Source organism: Mesorhizobium sp. P2_C7, from assembly GCF_056404515.1.
Genome location: NZ_JBFUDW010000021.1, coordinates 75,363 through 102,041 on the forward strand (window position 1 = coordinate 75,363; position 26,679 = coordinate 102,041).

Sequence of the window (26,679 nt, forward strand, 5' to 3'; positions counted from 1 at the left end):
ACGATGGCGGCCTTCCAGCACATTTTGGCAACCGCGCCGCTGCCCGCCGATTTGCGTGGCGGCGTGGTGGCGATCGGCAATTTCGACGGTGTCCACCGCGGCCATCAGACGGTGCTCGAGCGAGCCCTGGCCGAGGCCGGGCGACGCCAGGTGCTGGCCCTGGTGCTGACATTCGAACCGCATCCGCGCAAGGTCTTCAAGCCTGACATGCCGTTGTTCGTGCTGACGCCGCCGCCGATGAAGGCGAGGCTCCTGTCGTTGCTGGGTTTTGCCGCGCTTGTCGAGCAGCCGTTCACGCGCGACTTCGCCTCGCTGTCGGCGGAAGCCTTCGTGACCGATGTGCTGGAAAGGAACCTTGGCATTACCCACGCCGTGACCGGGTTCGATTTCCATTTCGGCAAGGACCGTCAAGGCGGCCCGGCCTACCTGATGGCGGCCGGCGAGCGTCATGGTTTCGGCGTCACGCTCGTCGACGCCTTTCGTGACGAGGGCCACGAGGTGGTGTCGTCGAGCCGCATCCGCGGCTTGCTGAGCGAGGGCGCGGTGTCCGAGGCGGCCGGACTGCTCGGCTATCGCTTCACCGTCGAAAGCGAGGTTGTGGGCGGCCAGCGGCTCGGCCGCACGCTTGGCTTCCCAACCGCGAACATGAGGCTTTCCACGGAAGCCGCGCTCAAGGAGGGCATCTATGCCGTCCGCTTTCGTCGCGCCGATGGCACGCTTCACGACGGTGTCGCCAGCTTCGGCCGCCGCCCGACCGTCGACGACAACGGCGCGCCGCTGCTGGAAACCTTCGTCTTTGATTTCTCAGGCGACCTCTACGGCGAGGTCTGCCAGGTTTCCTTCTTCGGTTTCCTGCGCCCGGAGGTGAAGTTCGAAGGGCTCGACGCGCTGGTCGCGCAGATGAAGCACGATGAAGCCGAGGCGCGCGCGCTGCTTGCCAGCGTCAGGCCGCTCTCCGAACTCGACTCGGCCATGGCCTTCTAGGCATGGTCCCGAAAAGTGGGAACCGGTTTTCGGACAAGATCATGCCCAGGCAAGAAGCATGGTCCCGAAAAGTGGGAACCGGTTTTCGGACAAGATCATGCCCAGGCAAGAAGCATGGTCCCGAAAAGTGGGAACCGGTTTTCGGACAAGATCATCCCCAGGCAAGAAGCATGGTCCCGAAAAGTGGGAACCGGTTTCGGGCAAGATCATGCCCAGGCAAAATTTACTTTTTCAGTGCCAGGCCGACGGCGATGAAGGTCCAGCCCTGGAAGATCAGGTCGATCGCCAGAAACAGCCCGAGCACCCACAGGCTGTTGACGGGCCAGCCCATGGCGATGATCAGGCCGGCAAGCGCGCTGATGATGCCGGCCGCGACGATCCAGCCCCAGCCGGGTTCCGGCCTGTGGCTGTAGCCGACCCAGGCCCGGAGCACCCCGGAAGCGATCAGCGCGATCGCCAGCAGGAACGTCAATACCGCTGAAGCGAGCAGCGGATTGTCGAAGGCGAAAAATCCGGCGATGGCATAGAGCAGTCCGCTGAGCAGCCAGTAGAAGAACCGGCTCCAGGTCTTGACGCCGAAGGCATGCACGATCTCGATCACGCCGGCCATCAGCATCAGCCAACCCACGACATAGACCGAAGCCACGGTGGCGATGAACAGATTGCCAAAGGCAATGCCGCCGAAGATGAGCAGCAGCACGCCAAGCGCGACGAACCATCCCCATTTTGTCCGTGTCTGTTCCATCGCGGTTCTCAAGGCGTCGCCATGCAGGGTCATTGTCGCGGTCTCCATCTGGGGCTGCGGGATACTGCCGGGCGGAGGTTAATCCCGGCGCTTGCCAACGTCCAGTCGATGGCCGAAAGCTGCAGCGCTGCAATCCGTGATCGGACGTCTCGGATTTAAATCAAATTTTACCAAACGGCCTTCAAAGCTGTCATCGGTAAACAGTGCGCGTTGTGGTAGTGGAGTGGCCATGATTCCGGTCAGAAGAATCTCTGTGGTGGTGGCCGCTGCGCTGCTGGGTGGTGCGGGCGCCGCCAATGCGGGCGAGGGCAGCTGGCTGTCCGGCGACTGGTATCTGACCGTTGGCGCAACCGGCATGATCGCGCCGGACTTCGAGGGCGGCAAGAAATACCTGCTCAGCGCCTCGCCGATCATCTCGCTGGGCAAGGCCGGACCGGCGGCCCGCTTCACCTCGCGTAACGACAACATCTCGCTGGCCTTGATCGACGATGGCGGCGTTCGCGCCGGCCTGACCGGCAAGTTCCTGTTTTCCCGTGATGACGACAATGCCGATGAACTGAAGGGCCTCGATCCGGTGCGCTGGGGCGGCGAGGTCGGCGGCTTCTTCGAATTCTATCCGACCGACTGGCTGCGCGCACGCGCCGAGCTGCGCCACGGCATCCGCGCCCATAACGGCTTTGTCGCCGATATCGCCGCCGACGCTTTTTATGATGTCACGCCAACTGTCCGGATTTCTGGGGGACCGCGTGTCTCCTTCGCCTCGGAAAAATATTTTGATGCCTATTATGGCGTCGACGCACAGGAGGCCGTGGCCTCCGGGCTCAGTGAATATCATCCCGGCGGTGGCCTGAAGTCGACCGGCCTCGGTGGCGCGATAACCTGGAAGGTGACGGAGCCGATGACCGCCAGCCTGTTCGGTGAATATTCGCGCCTGATGGGACCGGCGGCCGATTCCAGCCTGGTCAGGGAACGCGGCGACCGCAATCAGTTCATGATCGGCGTGTCGACCAGCTACCGCTTCGATTTTACGATGTAACGGAATCGAGCGAGAGACACTTTATTCTTGCGCCTATCTCCGCTAAAAGCCCACCGATGACGAGCTTTTCGCGCCTTCACGCGCTGACCATACGAATTACCGGCCCGGTGTTCCGGGCGGCCTGAGGGGTCGCCGGAGCCGCCGGGAATTTTGCGCGCGGCCTCTCGCGCTTTTTCCAGATCATCAACGCATATCGCCCAAAAGTGGCTTCGGTTTTGGGAAAACGATATCCGTCAAAGCAACGACCTCACGCCCGAGCCCTTCGCGGCCGGGTAATGTAGATGGCAGACCAATGACCGACAAAACGTCCGATAATTCAACAATCGACTATTCCAAGACGCTCTATTTGCCGCAGACGGATTTCCCGATGCGCGCCGGCTTGCCCGAAAAGGAGCCGCTGCTGGTCCAGCGCTGGCAGGACATGGACCTCTACCGCAAGCTGCGTGAGAGCGCGGCCGGCCGGACCAAATACGTGCTGCATGACGGTCCGCCCTACGCCAACGGCAACATCCATATCGGTCACGCGCTGAACAAGATCCTCAAGGACGTCATCACCCGCTCGTTCCAGATGCGTGGCTATGACTCGAACTACGTGCCGGGCTGGGACTGCCATGGCCTGCCGATCGAATGGAAGATCGAGGAGCAGTATCGCGCCAAGGGCAAGAACAAGGACGAGGTTCCGGTCAACGAGTTCCGCCGGGAGTGCCGCGAGTTCGCCGCGCACTGGATCACGGTGCAGGGCGGCGAGTTCCAGCGGCTCGGCGTCATCGGCGACTTCAAGAACCCCTATACGACGATGGCCTTCCATGCCGAGTCACGCATCGCCGGCGAACTGCTGAAGTTCGCCATGTCGGGCCAACTCTATCGCGGCTCCAAGCCGGTGATGTGGAGTGTGGTCGAACGCACGGCACTTGCCGAGGCCGAGGTCGAGTACCAGGATTACGAGTCCGACACGATCTGGGTGAAGTTCCCGGTCGTCAGCCTGGACCAGCCGGTCGATGACGGCGTGACCAAACTGACGGAAGGGGCGCTGGATCTGTTGCAGGCCCACGTCGTCATCTGGACGACGACGCCATGGACGATCCCGGGCAACCGCGCCGTCAACTACTCGCCTCGCATCAGCTATGGCCTCTACGAGGTAACGGCGGCCGAGAATGCGTTCGGCCCGCAGCCGGGCGAAAAGCTGATCTTCGCCGACGCGCTGGCCGACGAGTCCGCTGCCAAGGCCAAGGTCACCTTGAATCGGCTTCGCAGTGTTTCGCCGCAAGAGCTTGGAAGGCTTACGCTTTCCCATCCGTTCAAGGGTTTTGGCGGCGGCTATGAGTTTCCCGTGCCGATGCTCGCCGGCGACCATGTCACCGACGATGCCGGCACCGGCTTCGTCCACACCGCGCCCGGCCATGGCCGCGAGGACTTTGACGCCTGGATGGATGCCGCGGCGGATTTGCGCGCGCGCGGCATCGACAGCGCCATTCCGTTCACCGTCGACGATGGCGGCTTCTTCACCAAGGACGCGCCGGGTTTTGGCCCGGACCGCGAGGGCGGAGCCGCGCGCGTCATCGACGACAATGGCAAGAAGGGCAACGCCAACCAGGCAGTCATCGATGAGCTGATCAAGCGCAATGCACTGTTCGCACGCGGCCGGCTGAAGCACTCCTATCCGCATTCCTGGCGGTCCAAGAAACCGATCATCTTCCGCAACACGCCGCAATGGTTTGTCTATATGGACAAGGACCTCGGCGATGGCTCGACGTTGCGCAGCCGCGCGCTGAAGGCGATCGACGACACCCGTTTCGTGCCCGCCGCCGGCCAGAACCGCATCCGCGCCATGATCGAGGAGCGTCCTGACTGGGTGCTGTCGCGCCAGCGCGCCTGGGGCGTGCCGATCGCCGTCTTCGCCGATGCCGACGGCAATGTGCTGAAGGACGAGGCTGTCAACCAGCGCATCATGGACGCCTTCGAGCAGGAAGGCGCCGACGCCTGGTTCGCCGCCGGTGCCAAGGAGCGTTTCCTTGGCAACCACGATGCATCCAAGTGGAAGCAGGTGATGGACATCCTCGACGTCTGGTTCGATTCAGGCTCGACTCACGCTTTCACGCTGGAGGATCGCCCGGATTTGAAATGGCCGGCCGATGTCTATCTCGAAGGCTCCGACCAGCATCGCGGCTGGTTCCACTCGTCGCTGCTGGAAAGCTGCGGCACCAGGGGCAGGGCGCCTTACGACACCGTCGTCACCCACGGCTTCACCATGGATGAAGACGGCCGCAAGATGTCGAAGTCGCTCGGCAACACCGTCGTGCCACAGGACGTCATCAAGCAGTCGGGCGCCGACATCCTGCGCCTATGGGTGGTGACGACCGACTATTGGGAAGACCAGCGTCTCGGCAAGAATGTGCTGCAGACCAACATCGACGCCTATCGCAAGCTGCGCAACACCATCCGCTGGATGCTGGGCACGCTTGCCCATGACGATGGCGAGGAGGTGCCGCTCGACAAGATGCCGGAGCTGGAACGGCTGATGCTGCATCGGCTGGCCGAGCTGGACGAGGTGGTGCGATCGGGCTACGACGCCTTCGAATTCAAGCGCATCACGCGCATGCTGCTTGATTTCATGGTGGTGGAACTGTCGGCCTTCTATTTCGACATCCGCAAGGACGCGCTGTACTGCGACGCGCCGTCGAGCGTTAGGCGCAAGGCCTCGGTGCAAGTGGTGCGTCATCTCTTCGATTGTCTGGTCAAATGGCTGGCGCCGATGCTGCCTTTCACCATGGAAGAAGCCTGGCTCGACCTTCATGCGGACGCCGTCTCGGTGCATCTCGACCAGTTTCCGCAAATCCCGGCGGACTGGAAGAACGAGGCGCTGGCGGAAAAGTGGCGCAAGGTGCGGCAGGTGCGACGCGTCGTCACCGGCGCACTGGAGATCGCGCGCGCACAGAAGGTGATCGGTTCGTCGCTGGAAGCGGTGCCGGTCGTCACTATCGACGATGCAGCGCTCGAAGCGGCGATATCCGATGTCGACATGGCCGAGATGGCGATCACCAGCGATCTGGTCATCGCGCATGGTGAGGTGCCGGCTGGCGCCTTCACGCTCGACGACGTCAGGGGTGTCGCCGTCGTGGTCGAGAAGGCCGAGGACCGCGGCCTGGTGAAGTGCGCGCGTTCCTGGCGCTATACCGCCGATGTCGGGCAGGACGTTGCGTTTCCCGACGTTTCGGCCAGGGATGCGGCGGTGCTGCATGAGTTGAAAGCGCTTGGCCGGCTTTGACAGTCCGGCCGGTCAGAATGGCTCTATCGGTGCACAAATGCCACGCCGGGCGCGCGAAAACCGCCCGCGCGTTGCCCTTAACGAGTGGTTGAGGTAAACACGCGAAACTCCGGAAGACAAATTGTCGCCGGATTTCCGTCGCAAGTGCTTGGACGACGGGGACCGGACACAAGGCCGGTGGCAATCGAGAGGCTGTCTAGAGTGGGACTTTTTGGCATGACCGAGAGATATAACGTGCGCCTGGCGCTGCTGGCGCCGCTTGTCGCATCGGGCCTCGCTCTGTCCGGCTGCATGAGCTCTCCGACCTATGGCACCGACAAGACCGCCGGTGAACAGCTGGCCGGCGATATTTCAAGCGCCTTTTCGATCGCGCCGAAGCAAAAGGAACGGATCGACTACAAGCCGCGCCCGACGCTGGTCAAGCCGGCACCTGGCCAGAAGGAAGTGTTGCCCGCGCCGCAGGACAGCATCGAGACGGCGAGCGCCGAATGGCCCGAATCGCCGGAGCAGCGTCGCGCCCGCCTGCGCGCCGACGCGACCGCCCATCAGAACGATCCGGCTTATCAGTCAGAGATCGTCGACGACGTGCAGTCCGATCCAGCATCGATCAAGAAGGCAATGGCGGATTCAGGCTCGAGCCACCCGCCGGCGTGGAGCCCCGCGGATTCGGACAAAGGTCGTGCCGCCGAGATCCAGCGCCGCCTTGTCGAAAGCAAGCAGGGCGATCCGAACACCCGTAAATATCTGAGCGAGCCGCCGGTGCAATATCGCGTCGCCTCCGACACCGCGCCGCAGAACGAGCTTGGCGAAGACGAATACAAGAAGGAACGCCGCCTGAAGAAAGAGGCGGAGGGCAAGAAGGGCAGCGGCTGGTTCGACTGGCTGCCGTCCCTGTAAGAACGGGCCACGCTTCGTTGCCTTTGCGGTGCGCCCGGTTCAGTCGCGCCGCTCCCGGAAAAATCCTTTGAGCAGCAGGGCCGCTTCGGTCTCGCCCATGCCCGGATAGATGTCGGGCGCGTGGTGGCAGGTCGTCGAGGCGAAGAAGCGCGCGCCATTGATCACCGCGCCCCCCTTGTCGTCGGCGGCGCCGAAATAGAGCCGGCGCAGCCGGGCGAAGGAAATGGCGCCGGCGCACATTGCGCAAGGCTCCAGCGTCACATAGAGATCATAGCCGGTGAGCCGCTCGCTCGAGAGCTTGCGGCAGGCCTCGCGGATGACCAGCATCTCGGCGTGCGCCGTCGGGTCGGCAAGCTCGCGGGTGCGGTTGCCGGCGCTGGCAATCACTGTGCCGCCGCTGGCGATCACGGCGCCGACCGGCACTTCGCCGCGCAAGGCGGCGGCCTCAGCCTCTTTCAGCGCCAGCGCCATGAAATCCGGCCGCTTCACGCGATCTCCATTCCGATTATCTCCTCGTCACTCGCTGGAGCAAGTCCGCTTCCGAATGAACCGCACTTGCTCCAGGCTTTTGATTTTCGTTTGTCTTTTCGGAAAAAGCCGGTCTCCACTTTTCCCTGACAAACTCTGGTGATCCTGTTATTGAGCGCATAACCCCGAAAATCGGACTCGGTTTTCGGAAATGATCATGCGCCAAATCAAAAGTGCTACAGCGTTCGTTGCGCGCCCCAAAGGATGCGCCACGCTGTAGCAGCGCAAACGGACAAAGGCCACATGGACGACAACAACAAGAAATTCCGACCCAAAAAGGGTCCGGTCAGGAGCGGCTCGAAGGCTGCCGGACCGCGCAGCCGTGATGGCGCCGCCGACAAAGGCGGCAAGCCGTCCTTTGGTACCAAGAAACCTTACGCCCCACGCGGAGATCGGCCGATGGCTGCTGAGGGCGAGCGGCCGAAGCGCGACTTCAAGGGTGGTGACAAGCCATTCGGCAAGGGTCCGCGTCCCGAAGGCAAGCCCTTCGATAAGCGCGAGGGACCACGCAAGCCCTACGCACCGCGCGGCGACCGCCCGATGGCCGCCGAAGGCGAGCGCAAGCCGTATGAAAAGCGCGAAGGACCGCGCAAGCCTTATGCGCCACGTGGCGACCGTCCGATGGCGGCCGAAGGCGAGCGCAAGSCGTATGAAAAGCGCGAAGGACCGCGCAAGCCTTATGCGCCACGTGGCGACCGTCCGATGGCGGCCGAAGGCGAGCGCAAGCCGTATGAAAAGCGCGAAGGACCGCGCAAGCCTTATGCACCACGYGGCGACCGTCCGGCTGCTGCGGCGGCGGAGGGCGGCGAAAAGCGCTTCGACCGTCCCAAGCGCGATTTCAGCGATCGCGCGCCGCGCGACGCCGGCGATCGTCCGAAGCGCGACTTCGCTGACCGCCCCAAGCGCGATTTCGCCGATCGCCCCAAGCGTGACTTCGGTGGCGACCGTCCCAAGCGCGACTTCAGTGATCGGCCGCAAGGGGCATCGGGTGCCGGCTTCAAGCCGCGTCCGCGTTCCGCGGAAGTGACGGAAGAGGCAGGCGAGCGCATCGCCAAGCGGCTGGCCCGCGCCGGCCTTGCTTCGCGCCGCGATGCCGAGGAACTGATCGCTGCCGGCCGCGTCAAGGTCAATGGCCGGGCGCTGACCTCGCCGGCTTTCAACGTCATGCCGGACGACATCATCCACCTCGACGGCATGGAAATCCCGCCGATCGAGCGTACACGGCTGTTCCTGTTCCACAAGCCGGCCGGCGTCGTCACCACCAACCGCGATCCCGAGGGCCGCAAGACCGTCTTCGACGTGCTGCCGGCCGAATTGCCGCGGCTGATGACCATCGGTCGCCTCGACATCAACACCGAAGGCCTGCTGCTGCTCACCAATGATGGCGGCTTGTCGCGAGTGCTCGAACTGCCGGCCACCGGCTGGCTGCGCCGCTACCGCGTGCGCGTCCACGGCAAGGTCGAGGAAAGCGCGCTCGCCGGCCTGCGTGAAGGCATTGCCGTCGATGGCGTCTTTTACGGCGCCATAGAAGCGACGCTCGACCGTGAGCAGGGCACCAATGCCTGGCTGACGATCGGCCTGCGCGAGGGCAAGAACCGCGAAGTCAGGAACATCCTCGGTTCGCTTGGCCTGGATGTGACGCGGCTGATCCGCATTTCTTACGGACCGTTCCAGCTCGATGACCTCGCCGAGGGCCATGTGCTGGAGATCAAGGGCCGGGTGCTGCGCGACCAGCTTGGCGAGCGTCTGGTCGAGGAATCCGGCGCCAATTTCGATGCCGAGATTTCAAAGCCGTTTTCCAACAAGCCGGTGCGGCGCACCGAGATCCGCGAGCTGGAGCCGGAGCGGCCGAAGTTCACCAGAGATGGAGAGCGCCGGCCGATCGGCGAGGGCGGGCTGATCAAGAACCGCAAGCGCCGCGAAGGCAGCCGCGACGAGGCACTGGGCAAGCTGTCGACAAGTCCCGACAGAAGCGCCGGGCCGGAAAAGAGCTATGGCGAGCGCGGCCCGCGACCCGAACGCAGCTTTGGCGACAAGCCCCGTGGCGGCTTTGGTGACAAGCCGCGCGGCAGTTTTGGTGGCAAGCCGGGCGGTGGCAAGAAATCCGAGCGCGAGCAGCGGCCGATCGAGCCGCCTGGCCAGCGCAAGGCCAATGTCTGGATGGCACCGGGCGCGCGGCCGATCGGCAAGGGCAGGGCTGAGGCCGACGCCGCCAAGGCGGCCGACGCCAAGGCGCGCAAGGCGTCGTTCAAGCCGTCTTATGGCAAACCGGCAGGCGCCAAGCCGTTCGGCAAACCGCGTGGCGAGCGTCCGGGCGGCGCCGGTGGCGGCGAACGGCCGCGCAACGGCCCCAAGGGTCCCAGGACGAAATGAGGCCCGGATTGGAATGAGGCCTAGCGCAAGATGAGAATCGTCGGCGGTGAGTTTCGCGGGCGTCCCCTGGCGACGCCCCGCAGCAGCGCTATCCGCCCGACGACCGATCGCACCCGCGAGGCCGTCTTCAATGTGTTGGCGCATCGTTTTGCGGAGCAATTGGACGGGGCGCGCGTGCTCGACCTGTTCGCCGGCACCGGCGCGCTCGGCCTCGAAGCGCTCTCGCGCGGTGCCTCCTACGGCGTCTTCATCGAGGAATCGGCGGAAGGCCGTGGCCTGATCCGCGACAATGTCGAGGCCTTCGGCCTGACGGGCCGCACCAAGATATTTCGCCGCGATGCCACCGGCCTTGGCGAGGCCGGCACGCTCGCGCCGTTCGGCCTCGTCTTCGCCGATCCGCCCTACGGCAAGGGCCTCGGCGAGCGCGCCTTGCAGTCGGCCAAGGCCGGCCGCTGGCTTCGTCCCGGCGCGCTATGCGTGGTCGAGGAGGCGGCTGTGGCGCCCTTCGAGCCGGGTCCCGGCTTTTCCGTGCTGGATGAGCGCAACTACGGCGAGACGGTGATCCGGTTTATCGAGGTTGCGTGATGCACCTTGCATCGATGCCGGCCTCTTTGCCGCCGCCTTTGCCGGCAACATGACCAACAATTCACTATGCTGTCGCCAGCGCCTTGCCTATCGTCCTGCCTGGAAATCGGAGCCATTGATGACATCTAGGATTGAATGGCTGCGCGCAACACTGCTGGCGACATCGCTGGCTATCACCATGACCGGCCCGGTCCTGGCCGACAGCACCGTGTTGGCCAACGCGAAACCGGACGCATTCAAGGTGACGGATTTCCTGCTCGACAACGGCATGGAGGTGGTCGTCATCCCCGACCACCGCGCGCCGATCGTCACCCACATGGTGTGGTACAAGATCGGCAGCGCCGACGAGCCGCCCGGAAAATCCGGCATCGCCCATTTCTTCGAGCACCTGATGTTCAAGGCGACGACCCACCATGTGGCCGGCGAGTTCGACCGCGCCATCTCCGATATCGGCGGCTCCAACAACGCCTTCACCTCCTACGACTACACTGCCTTCCACGAGACGGTGGCGCCGTCGGCGCTTGAGCTGATGATGAGTTTCGAGGCCGACCGCATGCGCAACCTCATCCTCACCGACGACGTCATCAAGACCGAACGCGACGTCATCCTGGAGGAGCGCCGCTCGCGCATCGACAACAACCCCGAGGCGGTGCTGGACGAGGAAGTCGACGCCACGCTGTGGCAGAACCAGCCTTACCGCATCCCGGTCATCGGCTGGATGCAGGAGATGGAGCAGCTGAACCGCACCGATGCCACCGCCTTCTATGACAAATATTACCGGCCCAACAACGCCGTGCTGATCGTGGCCGGCGATGTCGAACCGGACACGGTGAGGGCGCTGGCCGAGAAAACCTATGGCAAGGTGGCGCGCGGCCCCGATCTGCCGCCGCGCATCCGCCCGGTTGAACCCGAGCAGAACACCAAGCGCACGGTCACGCTCTCCGACGCCCGCGTCAGCGTGCCGAGTTTCTCCACGCAGTGGGTGGTGCCGTCCTATCACTCGGGCAAGCCGGGCGAGGCCGAAGCACTCGATCTGCTGGCCGAGATCCTCGGTGGCGGCACCCGCAGCCGGCTCTACCAGGCGCTCGTCGTCCAGCAAGGCATCGCGTCCAACGCCGGCGCCTATTTCCAGGGCACGATGCTGGACGACACCAATTTCACCGTCTATGGCACCCCGCGAGGCGACGTCAAGCTCGCCGATGTCGAAGCGGCTGTCGATGCCGAGGTGGCGCGCATCGCCAGGGACGGCGTCACGCCGTCGGAGCTGGAAAAGGCCAAGGACCGCTACGTGCGCTCGATGATCTTTGCCCGCGACAAGCAGGAGTCCATGGCCAACATCTATGGCTCGACGCTGGCCACCGGCGGCAACGTGCAAGACGTCCAGCAATGGCCGGAGCGCATCCGCAAGGTCACCGCCGAGGAGATCAAGGCCGTCGCCGCGCGCTATCTGGTGCTCGACCGGTCGACGACCGGCTATTTGCTGCCGCAAGTCAAGGCGGAGAACTGATTTGATGACGAACCAGCACCGCCGCTCTCTTTCTTTCCCCCTTGTGGGGTCCGAAGGACGGGGCGAGACCCGTGGCTCGCCCCAGGGCGGTGGCCGAGCGCAGCTCGGTCGGATGAGGGGTGCTCCCGCTTGGCACCGTCCGTACGCCGTCCAACACCCCTCAACCGTCTCGGCGCTGAGAGCCGATCCACCGTCTCCCGAAAGGGGAGAAGGAAAAGGCCGGCGCGCTGCCGCAGTGCTTGCAACCCTTTTCCTCTCGATCCTCTTCCTGATCCTGCCGGCACTCACCGCCCGCGCCATGGAAATCCAGTCCGTCACCTCGTCAAAGGGCATCACCGCCTGGCTGGTCGAAGACTACTCCGTGCCGGTCGTCGCCATCCGCTTCGTCTTCGGCGGCGGCTCGACGCAGGATCCGGTCGGCAAGGAGGGCCTGGCCAATCTGATGACCGGCCTGTTCGACGAAGGCGCCGGCACGCTCAACTCAGAAGCCTTCCAGATCAAGCTCGACGATGCCGGCGCCGAGATGAGCTTCGACGAAAGCCGCGACGGCATCTACGGCTCGATGCGCATGCTGGCCGAGCAGCGCGACGAGGCGTTCGACCTGTTGCGGCTGGCGGTCAACCAGCCGCGCTTCGACCCGGCGCCGATAGACCGCATCCGCGCCCAGATCCTGTCCGGCATCATCGCCGGCGAGAACGATCCCGATACGGTCGCGCAGGACAAATGGGCGCGCGCACTCTATGGCGATCATCCCTATTCCCGCTCCGACCAAGGCACCAGGCAGAGCATCGCCACCATCACGCCGGATGATTTGAAAGCCTTGCACAAGGCGGTGTTCGCGCGCGGCGGCCTGCATGTCGCCGTGGTCGGCGCCATCGACCCCGAGACGCTGAAGAAGAAGCTCGACATGGTGTTCGGCGACCTGCCGCAGAACCAGGCGCTGAGGCCGGTGGCCGATATCGACCCGAAGCTGGCGCAGCATGTCGAGGTCGACTACGACCTGCCACAGACCTCGCTGCAGCTCGCCTATCCCGGCGTGAAGCGCAAGGCGCCGGATTTCTTTGCCGCCGTGCTGATGAACGAGATCCTCGGCGGTGGCACCTTCACCTCGCGTCTGTTCCAGGAGGTGCGCGAAAAGCGTGGGTTGGCCTACAGCGTCAACTCCTCGCTGATCAACCAGGACCATGCCGACGCACTGGTCGTCAGCACCGGGACCCGGTCGGACCGGGCAGCCGAGACGCTGGGCATCGTCCGCGACGTGGTCAAGCAACTGGCCGAGGAAGGCCCGACCGAGGCTGAGCTGGCGGCGACCAAGAAATACATGATCGGCGCCTACGCCATCAACAATCTGGACTCTTCGAGTTCCATTGCCTCGACGCTGGTCGAGCTGCAGCTCGACGATCTCGGCATCGACTACATGCAGCGCCGCGCTGGCTATATCAACGCGGTGACGCTTGATCAGGTCAAGGCGGCGGCGAAAAAGCTGCTGTCGGCCGAGCCGACCATCATGGTCATCGGACCGAAACTGGCCGGGGCCGGCAAGGGATGAACCCAAGGACGAGCCCGACCTTCGGCATCGCCTTCGGCGGCGGCGGCGCGCGCGGGCTGGCGCATATCCATGTCATCGAGGCGCTGGACGAACTGGGCATCAGGCCGGCGGCCATTGCCGGCTCGTCGATCGGCGCCATCATGGGCGCCGGCATGGCCGCCGGCATGACCGGCAGGGACATCCACGACTACGCCCGCTCGATCCTCGGCCGCCGCGCCGAAGTGGCGAGCCGCATGTGGCGGGCGCGGCCGGGCACTATCGCCGAAGCCATGCAGAATGGCATCCGCGTCAGCCAGTTCAACGTCGAGCGCATCCTGAAGGCCTTTTTGCCCGAGGCTATCCCCGAGACCTTCGCCGAGCTCAAGATCCCGCTCAAGGTGACGGCGACCGACTATTTCGGCCACAAGCTCGCCGTGTTCCATGACGGCGACCTGCACTCGGCACTGGCCGCCTCGGCGGCCATACCCGCCGTGTTCCGCCCGGTGACGCGCGACGGAAGGCTGCTGATCGACGGCGGCATCTACAACCCCGTGCCGTTCGACCTGATCGAGAACGATGCCGACATCATCATCGGCGTCGACGTGGTCGGCGCGCCGGAAGAAGCCGACCGCAAGCACCCGACCTCCGTCGACCTGATGTTCGGCGCCACGCAATTGATGATGCAGTCGATCATCGCCAACAAGCTGAAGCAGTGCAGCCCCGACATCCTGGTCCGCCCGGCAGTATCAAAATACCGCGTGCTCGATTTCCTGAAGATCGACGCTTTGATGAACGATACGGCCGACATAAAGGATCAGCTGAAGCGAGAGGTCGAGCGGGTGGTGGAGGCTAGGAATGGCGCTGCCGTCAAGGGCAGGCGGAGGAAGAAGGCTGGGTGAAGGCGCGCGACGTCGGCAATTGATCGTCTAATGCATGTCGCCCAAAAGTGGCCCCGGTTTTGGGACAACGACATGCATGAAAACAAGGGCTTAAAGTCGAGCGCTGTTGTCATCCACGAAGCCAACTACGACTTCGCCACCGGCACATATTCCAGCGCCACCACGCCGTTGCTGAACGGCGTCGCAGAAATCAGCTCGAGCGCCACTGGCTCGCCGACGGGGAACAGCGGCTTGCCCTGTCCGACGGCGCCGGGGTAGCTGAGCAGCCTGACGCGATCGACCAGGCCGTGGCGCAGCAGTTCCTGCGCGACGCTGAGGCTGCCATGCACATAGATGTTGCCGCCGCTGCCTTGCTTCAGCGCCCTGACCGCTTCCGGCAGGGCTCCCTTCAGCAATTCGGCCGGCTTCCAGTCGAGCGCCTTCAGGCTGGTCGACGCGACATATTTCGGCAGCGCGTTGAACCGGTCGGCGAAGTCTCCGGTTTCCTTGGGCCAAGAACCGGCAAAAATCTCATAGGTCGTGCGCCCCAAAAGCATGGCGCCGCTGTCGGCAAGCTCGTCCTCCTTGAACCTGTTCATCTCGTCGTTCCAGGTCACGCCGGGCAGCTTCTCGACCTCGGCAATGCCATCGACGCTGATGAATTCGGTGACGATCAATTTTCTCATGGCGTTCTCCTTCTTCCATCAGAGGACGAACCATGCGGGCCTTGTGCGACACGCTGCATGAAAAATCGGGGCGCTTTGTCAGAAGGGCTTTCAGCGCGAGCTTACGAAAGACCGATACCACGGCCAGCGCGCCCGACGCCGGTACCTGATCATCGATGATAGCCCAAAGGGTTTGTGAGCGAAGGCGCCGCCCTCAGTCCTTCGCGCGCTCCACGTAAGCCCCGTCCGCCGTCATCACCACCACGCGGGTGCCGGGGGCGATGTGCGGCGGCACCAGCGTGCGCACGCCGTTGGAAAGTACGGCCGGCTTGTAGGACGACGAGGCCGTCTGTCCTTTGGTCGTTGGCTCGGTTTCGACCACTTCGAAGGTGGCGCGCTGCGGCAGCACCAGTGAAATGGCAATGCCATTGAACTGTGACAGCTGCACGGCCATGCCTTCCAACAGGTAAGGCGCCATGTCACCGACCACGGCTTCCGACACCGCCACCTGGTCGTAGCTTTCCGGATTCATGAAATGATAGCCTTCGCCGTCGGCGTAGAGGAAGGTGTGCTCGCGCTCCTCCACATAGGCGCGCTCCACCTGCTCGGTGGTGCGGTAGCGCTCCGAAACCTTCACACCGTCGCCGATGCGGCGCATGTCGAGCTGGGTCACCGGCGTGCCCTTGCCTGGGTGGATGTTTTCGGCAAAGAGGATCACATAAAGCTTGCCGTCCTTGTCGACGACATTGCCTTTACGGAGCGAACTGGCGATGACTTTCACCACGGCTTACAATCCTGAAATGGTTGATTGGTACAAATCGGCTTTAGCAGCCGTCCGCTGCGAACTAGCGCATCTTGGCCGCAACCGCCAGCCCCATTCCATATGATCTGAGCCCCATGAACGTTACGTCGCCCGATGCCTCGCCCTGGTGGACGCCGCATGTCCACGCCGACCGCCGTCCGCGGCTGATGCTACGCAACGCCATCGCCGCCAGCCTGCGCGACTGGTTCGCCGCCGAAGATTTCGTCGAGGTGGAAACGGCGGCCCTGCAGGTCTCGCCCGGCAACGAGGCACACCTGGCGGCTTTCACCACGCAAGCGATCGGACCGGACGGCACGCGGTCGCCGCTTTATCTGCACACCTCGCCGGAATTCGCCTGCAAGAAACTGCTTGCCGCCGGCGAACAGCGCATTTTCAGCCTCGGTCCGGTCTACCGTAACCGCGAGCGCGGCCCCTTGCACCATCCCGAATTCACCATGCTCGAATGGTACCGGGTGGGCGAGGCCTATGAGAGCCTGATGCAGGATTGCGCGGCCATGTTGGCGCTGGCCGCGACAAGGGCAGGGGCGACGCGCTTTTCCTTCCGGGGCCGCGACTGCGATCCGATTGCCGAGGCGGAACGGCTGACGGTCGCGGATGCCTTCACCCGCTATGCCGGCATCGATCTGCTGGCCACGGTCGCCGCCGATGGCGCCACCGACCGGGACGCGCTTTATGCCGCCTTGACCCAGGCCGGCCTGCGCACCGCACCTGACGACAGCTGGGCCGATTTGTTCAGCCGGGTGATGGTGGAAAAGATCGAGCCGTTGCTCGGGCAAAGGCGGGCGACCATCCTGTGCGAATATCCGCTGGCCGAGGCGGCATTGGCGCGGCCGAGCTCGCGCGATCCACGCGTTGCCGAGCGCTTCGAGCTCTATTGCTGCGGCGTCGAGCTCGCCAACGGCTTTGGCGAGCTGACCGATGCCGATGAGCAACGCCGGCGCTTCATCATCGAGATGGACGAGAAAGAGCGCATCTATGGCGAGCGCTATCCGCTGGATGAGGACTTTCTCGCCGCCCTTGCCATCATGCCGCAGGCCAGCGGCATCGCGCTCGGCTTCGACCGCCTGGTGATGCTGGCGACGGGCGCGCAAAAAGTCGATGACGTCATCTGGACGCCCGTTGCGGCGTCCTGAACCACAGGCTCGCTGCCTGCCCGGCGCCTCAGTGCGCGAAAACCTGTTCCAGCGAGCGAAAGCCCTTGAATTCCAGCGCATTGCCGGAGGGATCGCGGATGAACAGCGTTGCCTGTTCGCCGGGCTCGCCCTTGAAGCGGACCATTGGCCGTTCCAGCCAGTCGATGTCGCCGCGCGCCTCCAGCCGCGTCGCCAGCCGCTGCCAGTCGTCCATCAAGAGCACGGCGCCGAAATGCGGGATCGGCACGACGATGCCGTCGACCTTGCCGTCGCTGGCGGCTGGCGTGGCTTGTGGCCGCAGATGCGCCGACATCTGGTGGCCGTAAAGATCGAAATCGACCCAGGTCGCCGATGAGCGGCCGATCGCACAGCCCAGCACCTCGCCATAGAAAAAGCGAGTTTCATCGAGATCACGGACCGGGAAGGCGAGATGGAAAGGCGTCATCGAAAATGCTCCGAGCGGGCTGCGGACCGGGTTACCATGCCTCGGTTCGAGATCTGAACCGTGAACCGATGCATTTTGATTGAAGCCTATGCCATTGCACAAGCCGGACCGGAACAATAGATGGTGGCTGCGGCCAAAGCTCGCCGCGCCAGCAGGATCACGCGCATGACCGATATCACAGATGCAGCAAAATTGACCGACCGTGTCGCGGCTTTGGTCGAAGCTGCCAGGAAGGCTGGCGCCGATGCCGCCGATGCAGTGGCCGTGCGCAGCCGCTCGACCGGCGTGTCGGTGCGGCTCGGCAAGGTCGAGGGCACCGAATCGGCCGAGAGCGAGGATGTCTCGCTGCGCGTCTTCGTCGATGGGCGGGTGGCCAGCGTCTCGGCAACCGCAGCATCCGATCCGGCAACCCTGGCCGAGCGTGCCGTGGCTATGGCGAAAGTGTCGCCACAGGACCCCTATCAAGGGTTGGCCGACCCGGCATTGCTGGTGAAGCAGACGCGCGATCTCGATCTGTTCGACGCCACCGAGGTGTCGGCCGATCAAATGAAGGAAGCGGCACTTGCGGCGGAAGCGGCGGCCCTTGCCGTCAAGGGCGTGACCAATTCGGCCGGCGCCAGCGCCGGTGCCGGCCTCGGCGGCCTGGTGCTGGCCACCTCGCACGGCTTCCTCGGCCACTATGTCGGGTCGCGTTTCTCGCGCTCGGCCAGCGTCATTGCTGGCGAGGGCACCGGCATGGAGCGCGACTATGAATTCTCCTCGCGCCAGCATTTTGCCGATCTCGATGCGCCTGAAGACATCGGCCGCAAGGCCGGCGAACGTGCCGTGCGCCGTATCGGCGCGCGCAAGGCGGCGACCGGGCCGATCGACGTTGTGTTCGACCCGCGCGTCGCGCGCGGCATCGCCGGCCATCTTGCCGGCGCCATCAACGGCGCCTCGGTCGCGCGCAAGACGTCGTTCCTGCGCGACATGATGGGCAAGCAGGTGGCCGCCTCCGCGATCACCGTCACAGACGAGCCGCTCAGGCAGCGTGGCCAGGCCTCGCGTCCGTTCGATGGCGAAGGCATCGAGGGCGAGAAGCTGTTCATGGTCGAAAAAGGCGTGCTCAACCACTGGTTCCTGTCGACATCGGCCGCGCGCGAGCTTGGTCTCGTCACCAATGGGCGCGGTTCGCGCGGCGGCTCGTCCGTCTCGCCGTCCTCGACCAATCTCGCCATCGAACCGGGCGACCGGTCGCCCGAGGATTTGATCAAATCGCTCAAGACCGGCTTCTACGTCACCGAAGTGTTCGGCCAGGGCGTCGACATGGTCACCGGCGAATACAGCCGTGGCGCCTCCGGCTTCTGGATCGAAAATGGTGCGCTGGCCTATCCCGTCGCCGAGGTTACCATCGCCTCGAACCTGAAGACCATGTTCCTGAACATGGTGGCGGCTGATGACCTCGACCGCAATTTCGGCACCGCCGCCCCCACGCTTCTGATCGAAGGCATGACCCTTGCCGGAGCATGACCTGATCACTGCCAGTGCTACCGAGGATTTGCCTTTGCTGCGCGATGCCGCCCGCGAGGCCGGGGTCATCGCCATGCGCTATTTCGGCAACAACCCGCAAGTCTGGATGAAGGGCGGCACATCGCCGGTCAGCGAAGCCGACCATGCCGCTGACGCCTATCTGCGGCAGACGCTGCTTGCAGCACGGCCCGACTATGGCTGGTTGTCGGAAGAAACAACCGACGATCCGGTGCGGCTTTCGGCGCGCCGCACCTTCGTCGTCGACCCGATCGACGGCACGCGCGGCTTCCTGGAAGGCCAGCGCACCTGGTGCGTCAGCGTTGCCGTCGTCGAGCRTGGCCGCACGCTTGCCGGCGTGCTGGAATGCCCGGCGATGAACGAGACCTATTGGGCACTGCCCGGACAGGGCGCCTTCCGCAACGGCAAGCGCATCGCCGTGCGCAAGCTGGCGGATACGGCCGAGATTTCCGGGCTGAAGCAGCTGACCGACCTGATGCCGGCCGACTGGCAGGCGCGACTGAAGCGGGCGCCCTACAGCCCGTCGCTCGCCTATCGGCTGGCCATGATCGCCAATGGCGCGCTCGATGCCACTTTCGTCAAGCCGAACGCGCATGACTGGGATATTGCCGCCGCCGATCTCATTTTGCGCGAGGCCGGCGGCCAGTTGCTCGACCGGCATGGCCGCGCCCCGCTCTATGCCGGCGAGGTGACCCGCCACGGCGCGCTCGCCGCCGGCAGCGGTGAACTGCTGGCCGTGCTCTCCGGCGTCATCGCCGGGCTGGATGGGTGAAAGCGTTTTCGAAGGTTCCAAAGTCGACGGCTTTGGTCTAGACCTGTCACAAACTCACGATATGTGAAGGACCGACATGGCCGCGGAAGACGGAAAAAAGCAGCTTTTGCACCTGGTGTTCGGTGGCGAACTGACGAAGCTTGGCGGCACCGAGTTCCGCGATCTCGACGGGCTCGACATCGTCGGCATCTTTCCGGACTATCAATCCGCGCACACGGCGTGGAAAGCCAAGGCGCAAGCCAGCGTGGACAATGCCCACATGCGTTATTTCGTCGTTCATCTGCACCGGCTGCTGGACCCCGACAACAAGGCTGTCGGTTGACCTCGATGGAGCAAGATCTGGCGAAAGAGCCAGCCACTGAACCCACCCCCGCGCGCAGGGGGCGCAGCCGCACGACCAAGGCTTTCTGGCGCAGGATTCGCGAACCGCTGGCGCAGTCGCGATTCGTCAAGAACGCCATCGCCAGCCTGTTCGCCCAGTTTGTGCGGTTGGTGCGCCTGACCAATCGCGTCGTCGATGGGTCGGCGCGGTTTTCGAGCAGCGCCTATGCCGAATTCGAGCCCGGCATCATCGCCCTGTGGCACGGCCAGCACCTGTTGACCCCAGCCTATTATCCCAGGCGCAAGCCGCTGGTCGCGATGGTCTCGCGCAGCGCCGATGCCGAGCTTAACGCGCTGATGCTGGGGAAATTTGGCATCGAGGCGGTGCGCGGTTCGGGCGGGCGTGACAATGCCAGGCATCTCGACAAGGGCGGGGCAAAGGCGCTCATCGCCCTGAAAAAGTCGCTCGCCGCCGGCAAGAACGTCGCCATGATCGCCGACATTCCCCACGGTACGCCACGTGACGCGGGACTTGGTATCGTTCTTCTGGCACGCCTCTCCGGTCGGCCGCTGCTGCCCGTCGCCATCACTACCAGCCGCCGCAAGGTCCTGGAGAAGAGCTGGGACAAGACCACCATCAACCTGCCGTTCGGCCGCTCGTCGATCGTCATCGGCGCGCCGATCTTCGTGCCGATCGGCGCCGACGAGGCCGAAATGGAGCGCAAGCGCCAGGAAATTACGGTCGCGCTCAACGCCGCGACCGCCGAGGCCTACCGTCTCGTGGATGGTTCGCGATGAGCGGTCGCTGGGCGCGAACCATGTTGACGGCATACCGTTTCGCCGGTGCCGCCGCCTATCCGCTGGTCGGGCCCTATGTCGCCTGGCGCACCTCGCGCGGCAAGGAAGACCGCAGCCGCCGCCGCGAGCGCTACGGCGTCGCCGGCCGACCACGCCCCGAAGGGCCGATGATCTGGATCCATGCGGCGAGCGTCGGTGAGACCCTGGCCGTCGTGCCGCTGGTCGAAAGCATTCTCGATTACGGCGTCAACATTGTGCTGACGACTGGCACGGTGACCTCGGCGCAGGTCGTCGACGAGCGCCTCGGCGACCGCATCATCCACCAATATGTGCCGCTCGACCTCAAGCCGGCGGTCAGCCGGTTTCTCGATCACTGGCAGCCGGATCTGGCGATCATCGCCGAATCCGAGATCTGGCCGATGACGATCCTCGAGCTTGGCGCGCGCCGCGTGCCGCAGGTGCTGGTCAACGGCAGGCTGTCCGACCGTTCGTTCACCTCGTGGAAGAAACGGGCCAACATCGCCGAGGCGCTGTTCGAGAATCTCGCCCACGTCGTTGCCCAGTCCGACGTCGATGGCGAGCGCTTCCTTGCGCTCGGCGCCCGCCCCGTGACAGTGTCGGGCAACCTCAAGGTCGATACCTTGCCACCGCCTGTCGACGAACGGGTGCTGGCGACGCTGCGGCGTCAGATCGGCGCCCGCCCGACCTGGGCGGCGATCTCGACCCATGATGGCGAAGAGGTGGTCGCCGCCGAGGTCCATGCGACGCTGCACAAACGCCATCATGGTCTTTTGACCATTGTCGTTCCGCGCCATCCCGATCGCGCCGAGGCGCTTGCGGCACAGATTTCGGGCATGGGCCTGACGGTCGCGCGGCGCAGCACGGGCGACAGGATCGCCGCCGACACCGACATTCTGCTTGGCGACACGATCGGCGAGATGGGGCTCTATCTCAGGCTGACCGAAATCGCCTTTGTCGGCCGCTCGCTGACCTCGGAGGGTGGCCAGAACCCGCTCGAGCCGGCCATGCTCGATACCGCGGTACTCGCTGGGCGCAATGTGCAGAATTTTCGCGAGGCCTACCAGCGCCTGCTCGACAGCGGCGGCGCCAAGCTGGTGCGCGATCGCGACATGCTGGCCGGCGCCGTCAATTTCCTGCTGACCAACGAAGTGGCGCGTCACGAAATGATGGCTGCGGGCGTGGCGACCGTCGACGAGATGCGCGGCGCGCTGGCACGCACGCTGAAATCGCTCGAACCCTACATCCAGCCGTTGGTCATCAAGTCGCGCCTGAAGGGCGCGAACGGGCGCTAAGGTGGCTTCCGAAGCACCACCATTCTGGTGGGAAAAGCCGGACTGGCGGGTCCTGGCACTGTCGCCGCTGTCGGCCATCTATGCGCTCGTCGCCGGCCGCGGCATGCGGCGCGCCCGGCGCGAGAAGATAGAGGCGCCGGTCCTGTGTATCGGCAACTTCACCGTCGGCGGCACCGGCAAGACGCCGGTGGCGATCGCCTTGGCCGAACAGGCCAAGCGCATGCAGCTCAAACCCGGTTTCCTGTCGCGCGGCCATGGCGGCTCGTTCGCCGAGCCGCATGTCGTCGATGCCCATCATGACAGCGCCAGGCATGTCGGCGACGAGCCGCTGCTCCTGGCCGAACACGCGCCGGTGGCGGTGACGCCGAACCGCGCCGCCGGCGCCCGGCTGCTGCTGGAAAGGCATGGCTGCGATTTCCTGATCATGGACGATGGTTTCCAGAGCGCGCGCATCCATATCGATTATGCGCTGGTGGTCGTCGACGCGCGCTACGGCATCGGCAATGGCCGCGTCATTCCGGGCGGCCCGCTCCGGGCCAGGATCGTCGACCAGCTGGTCTTCACCAGCGGGCTGTTGAAGATGGGCGAGGGCACCGCCGCCGACGCCGTGGTCCGCCAGGCGGCACGCGCCGCCCGGCCGATCTTTGAGGCCCACACCAAGCCAAGCAGCAAGCAGGGGCTTGCCGGCAAGCGGTTCCTGGCTTTCGCCGGCATCGGCCATCCCGAAAAATTCTTCGACACGGTGCGCGAGGCCGGCGGCGAACTGGCGTTGACGCGACCGTTTCCGGACCATCATTTTTATGGTGAGGACGAGCTTGCCGAACTGGCGGCGACGGCACGCGCCGAAGGGCTCGGCCTCATCACCACGGCCAAGGACGCGGCCCGGCTGCGGCATGGCGCCCCACAGGACTTTCTCGACCGGCTCGAGGTCCTGGCAATCGACACGGTTTTCGAGCTCGATCGCGTGCCCGAACGCATCATCGACGAAACGCTGGATGCCTGGCGTCAACGCAAGCTGAAGGGCTGATCGAGCAATCGATTCCGGTGCAGGGATATTCTCGCCGCTTTTCACAATTATTAAGCCAGAACGGCTTTCGCGCGGAGGGTGGAATGGTCAGTTTTCGGGCGCTCTTTGTTGGTTGTGCCCTTGCGGCGGTAGCAAACCCATCTTCGGCGCAAACATCCACCACGACCGACACTGAATTTCTGGTCTCGGTCACCGGTGCGGACGGTGTTGCCCACGTTGAGCACTCAAACGTTGTTCCGCTTATTGCTGATCGCGCCTGCTATCAATGGCGCATACGGCTGGAACTGGGCGACAAGTTGGTATCGACGACAGAGGTGTTCACTCTTCCCGCAGTCCCGAAGCAGTGGGGTGGCATAGACGGAAACGAGTATAGCTCGAGCAAGATATCGAGCGATCGGAAAGTCTCCGAGACCACCTTGTTCTATAAGCCGAAAGAGGGATGGATCTCGCATGGCTGGTGTGTGGCCGAGGGTGACCCGACTGGGCGATATTCCATCAAGGTGCTCATTGGTGATCGCCTTATCCACGAATTCGAGTTCAGAGTCGAAAACGTGCCGGCATCCTCGACGCCGTAGCGCTGCGGACTATCAGGGAAATCAGATTTTCGAGATACAGATCCTAGCGCCGGCTGCGTAGCTCCGGCTGCACTTCGATTTCGCGGCGCAGCGAAGCGGCAGCGTTGATGTAGGGCTCTTGCCTGGCGACGCTCCAGTATTTCAACTCATCGAGCGGGATGCTTTCGCCGGTCACCGCGCAGCGCACGAAAGCGCCCGGGCTGGTAACCTGGAAGTCGCCATCGAGATAGCGGATACGGGCTTCCTTGCCGCCAGGGCCTTCGAAACGGTTCATCATGCAGCGGCGCCGAGGTTCATGAGGATTTCATCGCCACAAATTGGCGGCTAGGTCAAGCATGTGACAAGCCTGAGACAATGCTGCCCCCTTAATCTTTCGCGGAAAAATGCTGTTGTCGGGGCACCATGGACATTTCCTCAGCTCGTCTTGCCGCCTTGCTCGGGGAAGCGATGACGCCGCAGGCCGTGCCGTCGGCAAAGGCCGATCCGGTCAAAACGGCACTGGTGAAGGCGCTGGTGGCGCCGCCGGCGCCTTCCGGCGCACCCGTGCGACCCGTGGCGACACCGGCGTTGCCGATGCTATTGCAGGCGACAGCCGCAAGAGCGCAGCAGACGGCTTCGACCGAAATAATGCAGGCCTATCTGGCGCTCGCGCAACCGGACGACGAAACAGCCGCCGATGCCGCGTCGCTGGGCACTGCAGCGAGGAGACTAACTGACGGTGACGCTGCGCAACGTGGTCTGGCGCCGCCTCTATCAAAGGTCGAGGAGGGCGCCGCCGCAAGGCCGGCGACCTTGCCATGGCTCCCGCTTCTCGCATCTGAGCTGTTGCCGTTACGCCGCACCTCAGCCAGCAATGCCGTGGCCAGGCGAGAACGTGCAACCGCCGGGCCGAGCGAAGCGGCCAGGCCTGAAAACAGGCGGACGAGTGTCGGGCTGATGTCGCTGACTGCCGGGCTGCTGGCCGCGGCGGTCGTCGGGTTCGTTCTGGTGGTGCTGCGCTAACCCTCAGCCTCGATAAAGGCTTCCATCTTTTCCGATGCAAGTCCTGCCTGCACCGCGATACGGCGCGCCAGTTCTGCTGCTGCGGCGCGTGGCCGTCCCATCGGCCGGTCGAGCCAGTAGGACACCGGATTGAGCGCGGTGCGCTCGTCGACGGCGGTGATGCGTCCGGCCTTCAATTGATGCCCGGTCAGGGGTGGTCGCGCCAGCGCGATGCCGAGCCCATAGGCTGCGGCATCGAGCACCAGATTGTAGTCCTCGAAGCGCCGGTCCTGCGGGCGCGGGCGGTAATCCATGCCTTGCGCGGCAAACCATGCACGCCAGGCCGAAGCATCGGAATCGTTGATCAGTGGAAATTTGAGCAGCCGGGCAGGGTCGCCACGGCCGATCTCGCGGGCAAGCTCGGGCGATGCGACGGGAAAAACATGTTCCTCGAAAAGCTGCGCCGAGACGCGACCCGGAATGCCGCCGCGTCCACAGCGGATCGACAGATCGATGCCCTCATCGGCAAGGTCGGCCTGACGGATATCGACGTCGAGCACGATGCGCAGCTTGGAGGGATTGTTCTCCAGCGCTGCCATGCGCGGCATCAGCCACAGCCCGCTGACCGAAGGGATCGAGGTCAAGCGCACCACCGCGGTGCCGCGCGGCTCGACCCAGCGGTCGGAATGGGTCGATATCAGCGCGAATGCTTCCGCCGTGCGCAGATGCAGCCTGGTGCCTTCGATCGTCAGCGAGACACCGCGCGCGCCGCGATCGAACACTTTCAGCCCCAGCCAGTCCTCGAGCTTGGCGATCTGCCGGCTGACGGCGCCGTGGGTGATGTTGAGCTTTTCAGCTGCTGCCGAAAAGCTGCCCGTCCGCGCCGCCGCGTCGAAGGCGCGCAGCGTTTCGAGCGGCACCATTGTGTCTGAGCTGTGATCCATAGTCACAGCTGATCCTCGATTTGGTCGTTTGTCAACTGGCCCGAAAAGGCGTTTTCTGCATTTCAGGGCACGAGAATCACGAGGACAGTGAGATGAGCGCAATGACCAGCACGTTGAATCCGACACAACGGATGGACACCACGGCAGCCATCGCGGTGGCGCTCACGGTGGTCGGCTGGGCCTCTGCCTTTCCGGCTATCCGCGCTGGCCTTGCCGCCTTCGGGCCGCTGGAACTCGGCGCGCTGCGCTTTGCCATCGCCGCGGTGCCGGCGGCGATCTTCCTCGCTGTCAAGCGTCCGGCGCTGCCAAGGCTGGATGAGTTGTGGCGCCTGGCCTTTGGCGGCGCCATCTTCGTGGCGCTGTACACGGCAATGCTCAATTTCGGCGAACTGACAGTCTCGGCCGGCGCTGCCGGCTTCATCATCAATGTCAGCCCGATCTTCACCGCCATCATGGCGATGGCGCTGCTTGGCGAACGCTTTTCCGGCATGGCATGGGTCGGCACCGCCATTTCCTTCGCCGGCATCGGCATTATCGCGATTGGCGATGGGGATGGCTTGCATTTCAACGCCGGGGCGCTGCTGGTGCTGGGTTCGGCGCTTTGCTCGGCCGTCAACACCATCGTCCAGAAGCCGCTCTTCGCTCGCCACCACCCGCTGACCATTTCGGCGTCGAACATGATACTTGGCGCTCTCTGCCTGTCGCCCTTCCTGCCGAGCGGCCTCGCGCAGGCAGCGGTCGCCGACGCAGCCGGCCTCGGCGCCGTGATCTTTCTCGGCATCGTGCCCAGCCTGATCGCCTATGCCGCCTGGGCGACCGCGCTGTCGCGCCTGCCGGCCGCACGTGCGTCGAACTTCCTCTATCTGGTTTCGCCCATGTCCGCCCTGATCGGCTTCTTCTGGCTGGGCGAAGTGCCGACACTGCTTGGCATGCTCGGCGGCGCATTGGCGCTGGGCGGTGTGATCGTGGTGAATTTGAAGAGATGAATCAGACAGTTATAAGGATTGCTTGAGTCGAAAAGGGCCGCTG

The 26,679-nt window shown here is 64.4% G+C and carries 26 protein-coding genes; 19 read left to right on the forward strand and 7 right to left on the reverse strand.

All coding sequences use genetic code 11. The annotated features are described in order from the left end of the window. The first annotated feature begins 3 nt into the window (after positions 1-3). A complete protein-coding gene (locus AC1D2G_RS31830) occupies positions 4-984 on the forward strand; it encodes a bifunctional riboflavin kinase/FAD synthetase (protein ID WP_477418985.1) in 981 nt (326 codons plus the stop codon). Between the two features lie 223 nt (positions 985-1,207). Here the strand turns inward: AC1D2G_RS31830 and AC1D2G_RS31835 are convergent, their stop codons facing one another. Beyond that, entirely contained in the window at positions 1,208-1,762 is a 555-nt protein-coding gene (locus AC1D2G_RS31835) for an HdeD family acid-resistance protein (protein WP_477397062.1), read from the reverse strand. Positions 1,763-1,958: 196 nt separating this feature from the next. Between AC1D2G_RS31835 and AC1D2G_RS31840 the strand changes: the two genes are divergently transcribed. From AC1D2G_RS31840 to AC1D2G_RS31850, 3 genes are all read left to right on the forward strand, one after another. After that, positions 1,959-2,765 carry a MipA/OmpV family protein gene (locus AC1D2G_RS31840; RefSeq protein WP_477397064.1) on the forward strand — a complete coding sequence of 269 codons (807 nt, stop codon included), beginning with the start codon at positions 1,959-1,961 and terminating at the stop codon, positions 2,763-2,765. A 292-nt stretch (positions 2,766-3,057) separates the two neighbouring features. After that, positions 3,058-6,030 (forward strand): isoleucine--tRNA ligase, encoded by a 2,973-nt coding sequence (gene ileS / locus AC1D2G_RS31845; RefSeq protein WP_477397066.1) that lies wholly within the window; start codon positions 3,058-3,060, stop codon positions 6,028-6,030. Positions 6,031-6,246: 216 nt separating this feature from the next. Further along, a complete protein-coding gene (locus AC1D2G_RS31850) occupies positions 6,247-6,927 on the forward strand; it encodes a hypothetical protein (RefSeq protein ID WP_457152033.1) in 681 nt (226 codons plus the stop codon). Positions 6,928-6,966: 39 nt separating this feature from the next. Here AC1D2G_RS31850 and AC1D2G_RS31855 read toward each other — a convergent pair whose 3' ends face one another. Then, positions 6,967-7,416, reverse strand: coding sequence for a nucleoside deaminase (locus tag AC1D2G_RS31855; RefSeq protein WP_477226384.1), 450 nt, complete (start codon positions 7,414-7,416; stop codon positions 6,967-6,969). A 282-nt stretch (positions 7,417-7,698) separates the two neighbouring features. On the opposite strand from AC1D2G_RS31855, the gene AC1D2G_RS31860 reads away from it, so the two are divergent. The 5 genes from AC1D2G_RS31860 (at position 7,699) to AC1D2G_RS31880 (ending at position 14,347) form a co-directional block, all read left to right on the forward strand. After that, positions 7,699-9,828, forward strand: coding sequence for a pseudouridine synthase (locus AC1D2G_RS31860; RefSeq protein ID WP_477418987.1), 2,130 nt, complete (start codon positions 7,699-7,701; stop codon positions 9,826-9,828). Between the two features lie 30 nt (positions 9,829-9,858). Continuing rightward, the gene (gene rsmD, locus AC1D2G_RS31865) at positions 9,859-10,413 is read left to right on the forward strand and encodes a 16S rRNA (guanine(966)-N(2))-methyltransferase RsmD (RefSeq protein WP_477418989.1); all 555 of its coding nucleotides are present in this window, start codon (positions 9,859-9,861) and stop codon (positions 10,411-10,413) included. A 118-nt stretch (positions 10,414-10,531) separates the two neighbouring features. After that, complete coding sequence (locus AC1D2G_RS31870; protein ID WP_477418991.1) at positions 10,532-11,920, forward strand: M16 family metallopeptidase; 1,389 nt, start codon at positions 10,532-10,534, stop codon at positions 11,918-11,920. 112 nt (positions 11,921-12,032) lie between these two features. Continuing rightward, positions 12,033-13,469, forward strand: coding sequence for a M16 family metallopeptidase (locus AC1D2G_RS31875; protein ID WP_477418993.1), 1,437 nt, complete (start codon positions 12,033-12,035; stop codon positions 13,467-13,469). Next, positions 13,466-14,347: a patatin-like phospholipase family protein gene (locus AC1D2G_RS31880; protein ID WP_477418995.1), complete on the forward strand. Its 882-nt coding sequence runs from the start codon at positions 13,466-13,468 to the stop codon at positions 14,345-14,347. Before AC1D2G_RS31875 ends, AC1D2G_RS31880 begins: the two co-directional genes overlap by 4 nt. 125 nt (positions 14,348-14,472) lie before the next feature. Here AC1D2G_RS31880 and AC1D2G_RS31885 read toward each other — a convergent pair whose 3' ends face one another. Both AC1D2G_RS31885 and efp read right to left on the reverse strand, forming a co-directional pair. Next, positions 14,473-15,012: a dihydrofolate reductase family protein gene (locus AC1D2G_RS31885; RefSeq protein ID WP_457151742.1), complete on the reverse strand. Its 540-nt coding sequence runs from the start codon at positions 15,010-15,012 to the stop codon at positions 14,473-14,475. A gap of 193 nt (positions 15,013-15,205) precedes the next feature. Then, positions 15,206-15,775, reverse strand: coding sequence for an elongation factor P (gene efp, locus AC1D2G_RS31890; RefSeq protein ID WP_095085972.1), 570 nt, complete (start codon positions 15,773-15,775; stop codon positions 15,206-15,208). Between the two features lie 113 nt (positions 15,776-15,888). On the opposite strand from efp, the gene epmA reads away from it, so the two are divergent. Continuing rightward, positions 15,889-16,947 (forward strand): EF-P lysine aminoacylase EpmA, encoded by a 1,059-nt coding sequence (gene epmA / locus AC1D2G_RS31895; protein ID WP_477418997.1) that lies wholly within the window; start codon positions 15,889-15,891, stop codon positions 16,945-16,947. A gap of 28 nt (positions 16,948-16,975) precedes the next feature. Here the strand turns inward: epmA and AC1D2G_RS31900 are convergent, their stop codons facing one another. After that, positions 16,976-17,392 carry a VOC family protein gene (locus AC1D2G_RS31900; protein WP_457151740.1) on the reverse strand — a complete coding sequence of 139 codons (417 nt, stop codon included), beginning with the start codon at positions 17,390-17,392 and terminating at the stop codon, positions 16,976-16,978. Positions 17,393-17,557: 165 nt separating this feature from the next. Here AC1D2G_RS31900 and AC1D2G_RS31905 point away from each other — a divergent pair, with 165 nt between their 5' ends. The 7 genes from AC1D2G_RS31905 to AC1D2G_RS31935 all read left to right on the forward strand — a co-directional run bounded on the left by AC1D2G_RS31905 (position 17,558) and on the right by AC1D2G_RS31935 (position 23,725). Further along, complete coding sequence (locus AC1D2G_RS31905; RefSeq protein WP_477418999.1) at positions 17,558-18,901, forward strand: TldD/PmbA family protein; 1,344 nt, start codon at positions 17,558-17,560, stop codon at positions 18,899-18,901. Beyond that, a complete protein-coding gene (locus AC1D2G_RS31910; protein WP_477419001.1) occupies positions 18,888-19,691 on the forward strand; it encodes a 3'(2'),5'-bisphosphate nucleotidase CysQ in 804 nt (267 codons plus the stop codon). The genes AC1D2G_RS31905 and AC1D2G_RS31910 overlap by 14 nt, the downstream gene beginning before the upstream one ends. A 76-nt stretch (positions 19,692-19,767) precedes the next feature. Beyond that, positions 19,768-20,013, forward strand: coding sequence for a DUF4170 domain-containing protein (locus tag AC1D2G_RS31915; protein WP_477419003.1), 246 nt, complete (start codon positions 19,768-19,770; stop codon positions 20,011-20,013). Between the two features lie 5 nt (positions 20,014-20,018). Further along, positions 20,019-20,810, forward strand: a complete 792-nt coding sequence (locus AC1D2G_RS31920; RefSeq protein ID WP_477419005.1) for a lysophospholipid acyltransferase family protein — start codon at positions 20,019-20,021, stop codon at positions 20,808-20,810. Then, positions 20,807-22,123, forward strand: a complete 1,317-nt coding sequence (waaA, locus tag AC1D2G_RS31925) for a lipid IV(A) 3-deoxy-D-manno-octulosonic acid transferase (protein ID WP_184871010.1) — start codon at positions 20,807-20,809, stop codon at positions 22,121-22,123. The genes AC1D2G_RS31920 and waaA overlap by 4 nt, the downstream gene beginning before the upstream one ends. Before the next feature lies 1 nt (position 22,124). Further along, on the forward strand, positions 22,125-23,150 hold the full coding sequence (gene lpxK / locus AC1D2G_RS31930) for a tetraacyldisaccharide 4'-kinase (RefSeq protein ID WP_477419007.1): 1,026 nt from the start codon (positions 22,125-22,127) through the stop codon (positions 23,148-23,150). A gap of 83 nt (positions 23,151-23,233) precedes the next feature. Then, positions 23,234-23,725 carry a hypothetical protein gene (locus tag AC1D2G_RS31935; protein ID WP_477419009.1) on the forward strand — a complete coding sequence of 164 codons (492 nt, stop codon included), beginning with the start codon at positions 23,234-23,236 and terminating at the stop codon, positions 23,723-23,725. A 43-nt stretch (positions 23,726-23,768) separates the two neighbouring features. Here AC1D2G_RS31935 and AC1D2G_RS31940 read toward each other — a convergent pair whose 3' ends face one another. Continuing rightward, positions 23,769-24,002 carry a DUF2093 domain-containing protein gene (locus tag AC1D2G_RS31940; protein ID WP_095085946.1) on the reverse strand — a complete coding sequence of 78 codons (234 nt, stop codon included), beginning with the start codon at positions 24,000-24,002 and terminating at the stop codon, positions 23,769-23,771. Between the two features lie 125 nt (positions 24,003-24,127). Between AC1D2G_RS31940 and AC1D2G_RS31945 the strand changes: the two genes are divergently transcribed. Continuing rightward, positions 24,128-24,727, forward strand: a complete 600-nt coding sequence (locus tag AC1D2G_RS31945) for a hypothetical protein (protein WP_477419011.1) — start codon at positions 24,128-24,130, stop codon at positions 24,725-24,727. On the opposite strand, the gene AC1D2G_RS31950 is transcribed toward AC1D2G_RS31945, so the two are convergent. Further along, positions 24,724-25,650, reverse strand: coding sequence for a LysR family transcriptional regulator (locus AC1D2G_RS31950; protein ID WP_477419013.1), 927 nt, complete (start codon positions 25,648-25,650; stop codon positions 24,724-24,726). The two genes, AC1D2G_RS31945 and AC1D2G_RS31950, sit on opposite strands and share 4 nt — an antisense overlap. A gap of 92 nt (positions 25,651-25,742) precedes the next feature. On the opposite strand from AC1D2G_RS31950, the gene AC1D2G_RS31955 reads away from it, so the two are divergent. Then, on the forward strand, positions 25,743-26,636 hold the full coding sequence (locus tag AC1D2G_RS31955; protein ID WP_457151732.1) for a DMT family transporter: 894 nt from the start codon (positions 25,743-25,745) through the stop codon (positions 26,634-26,636). Positions 26,637-26,679: the final 43 nt, after the last annotated feature.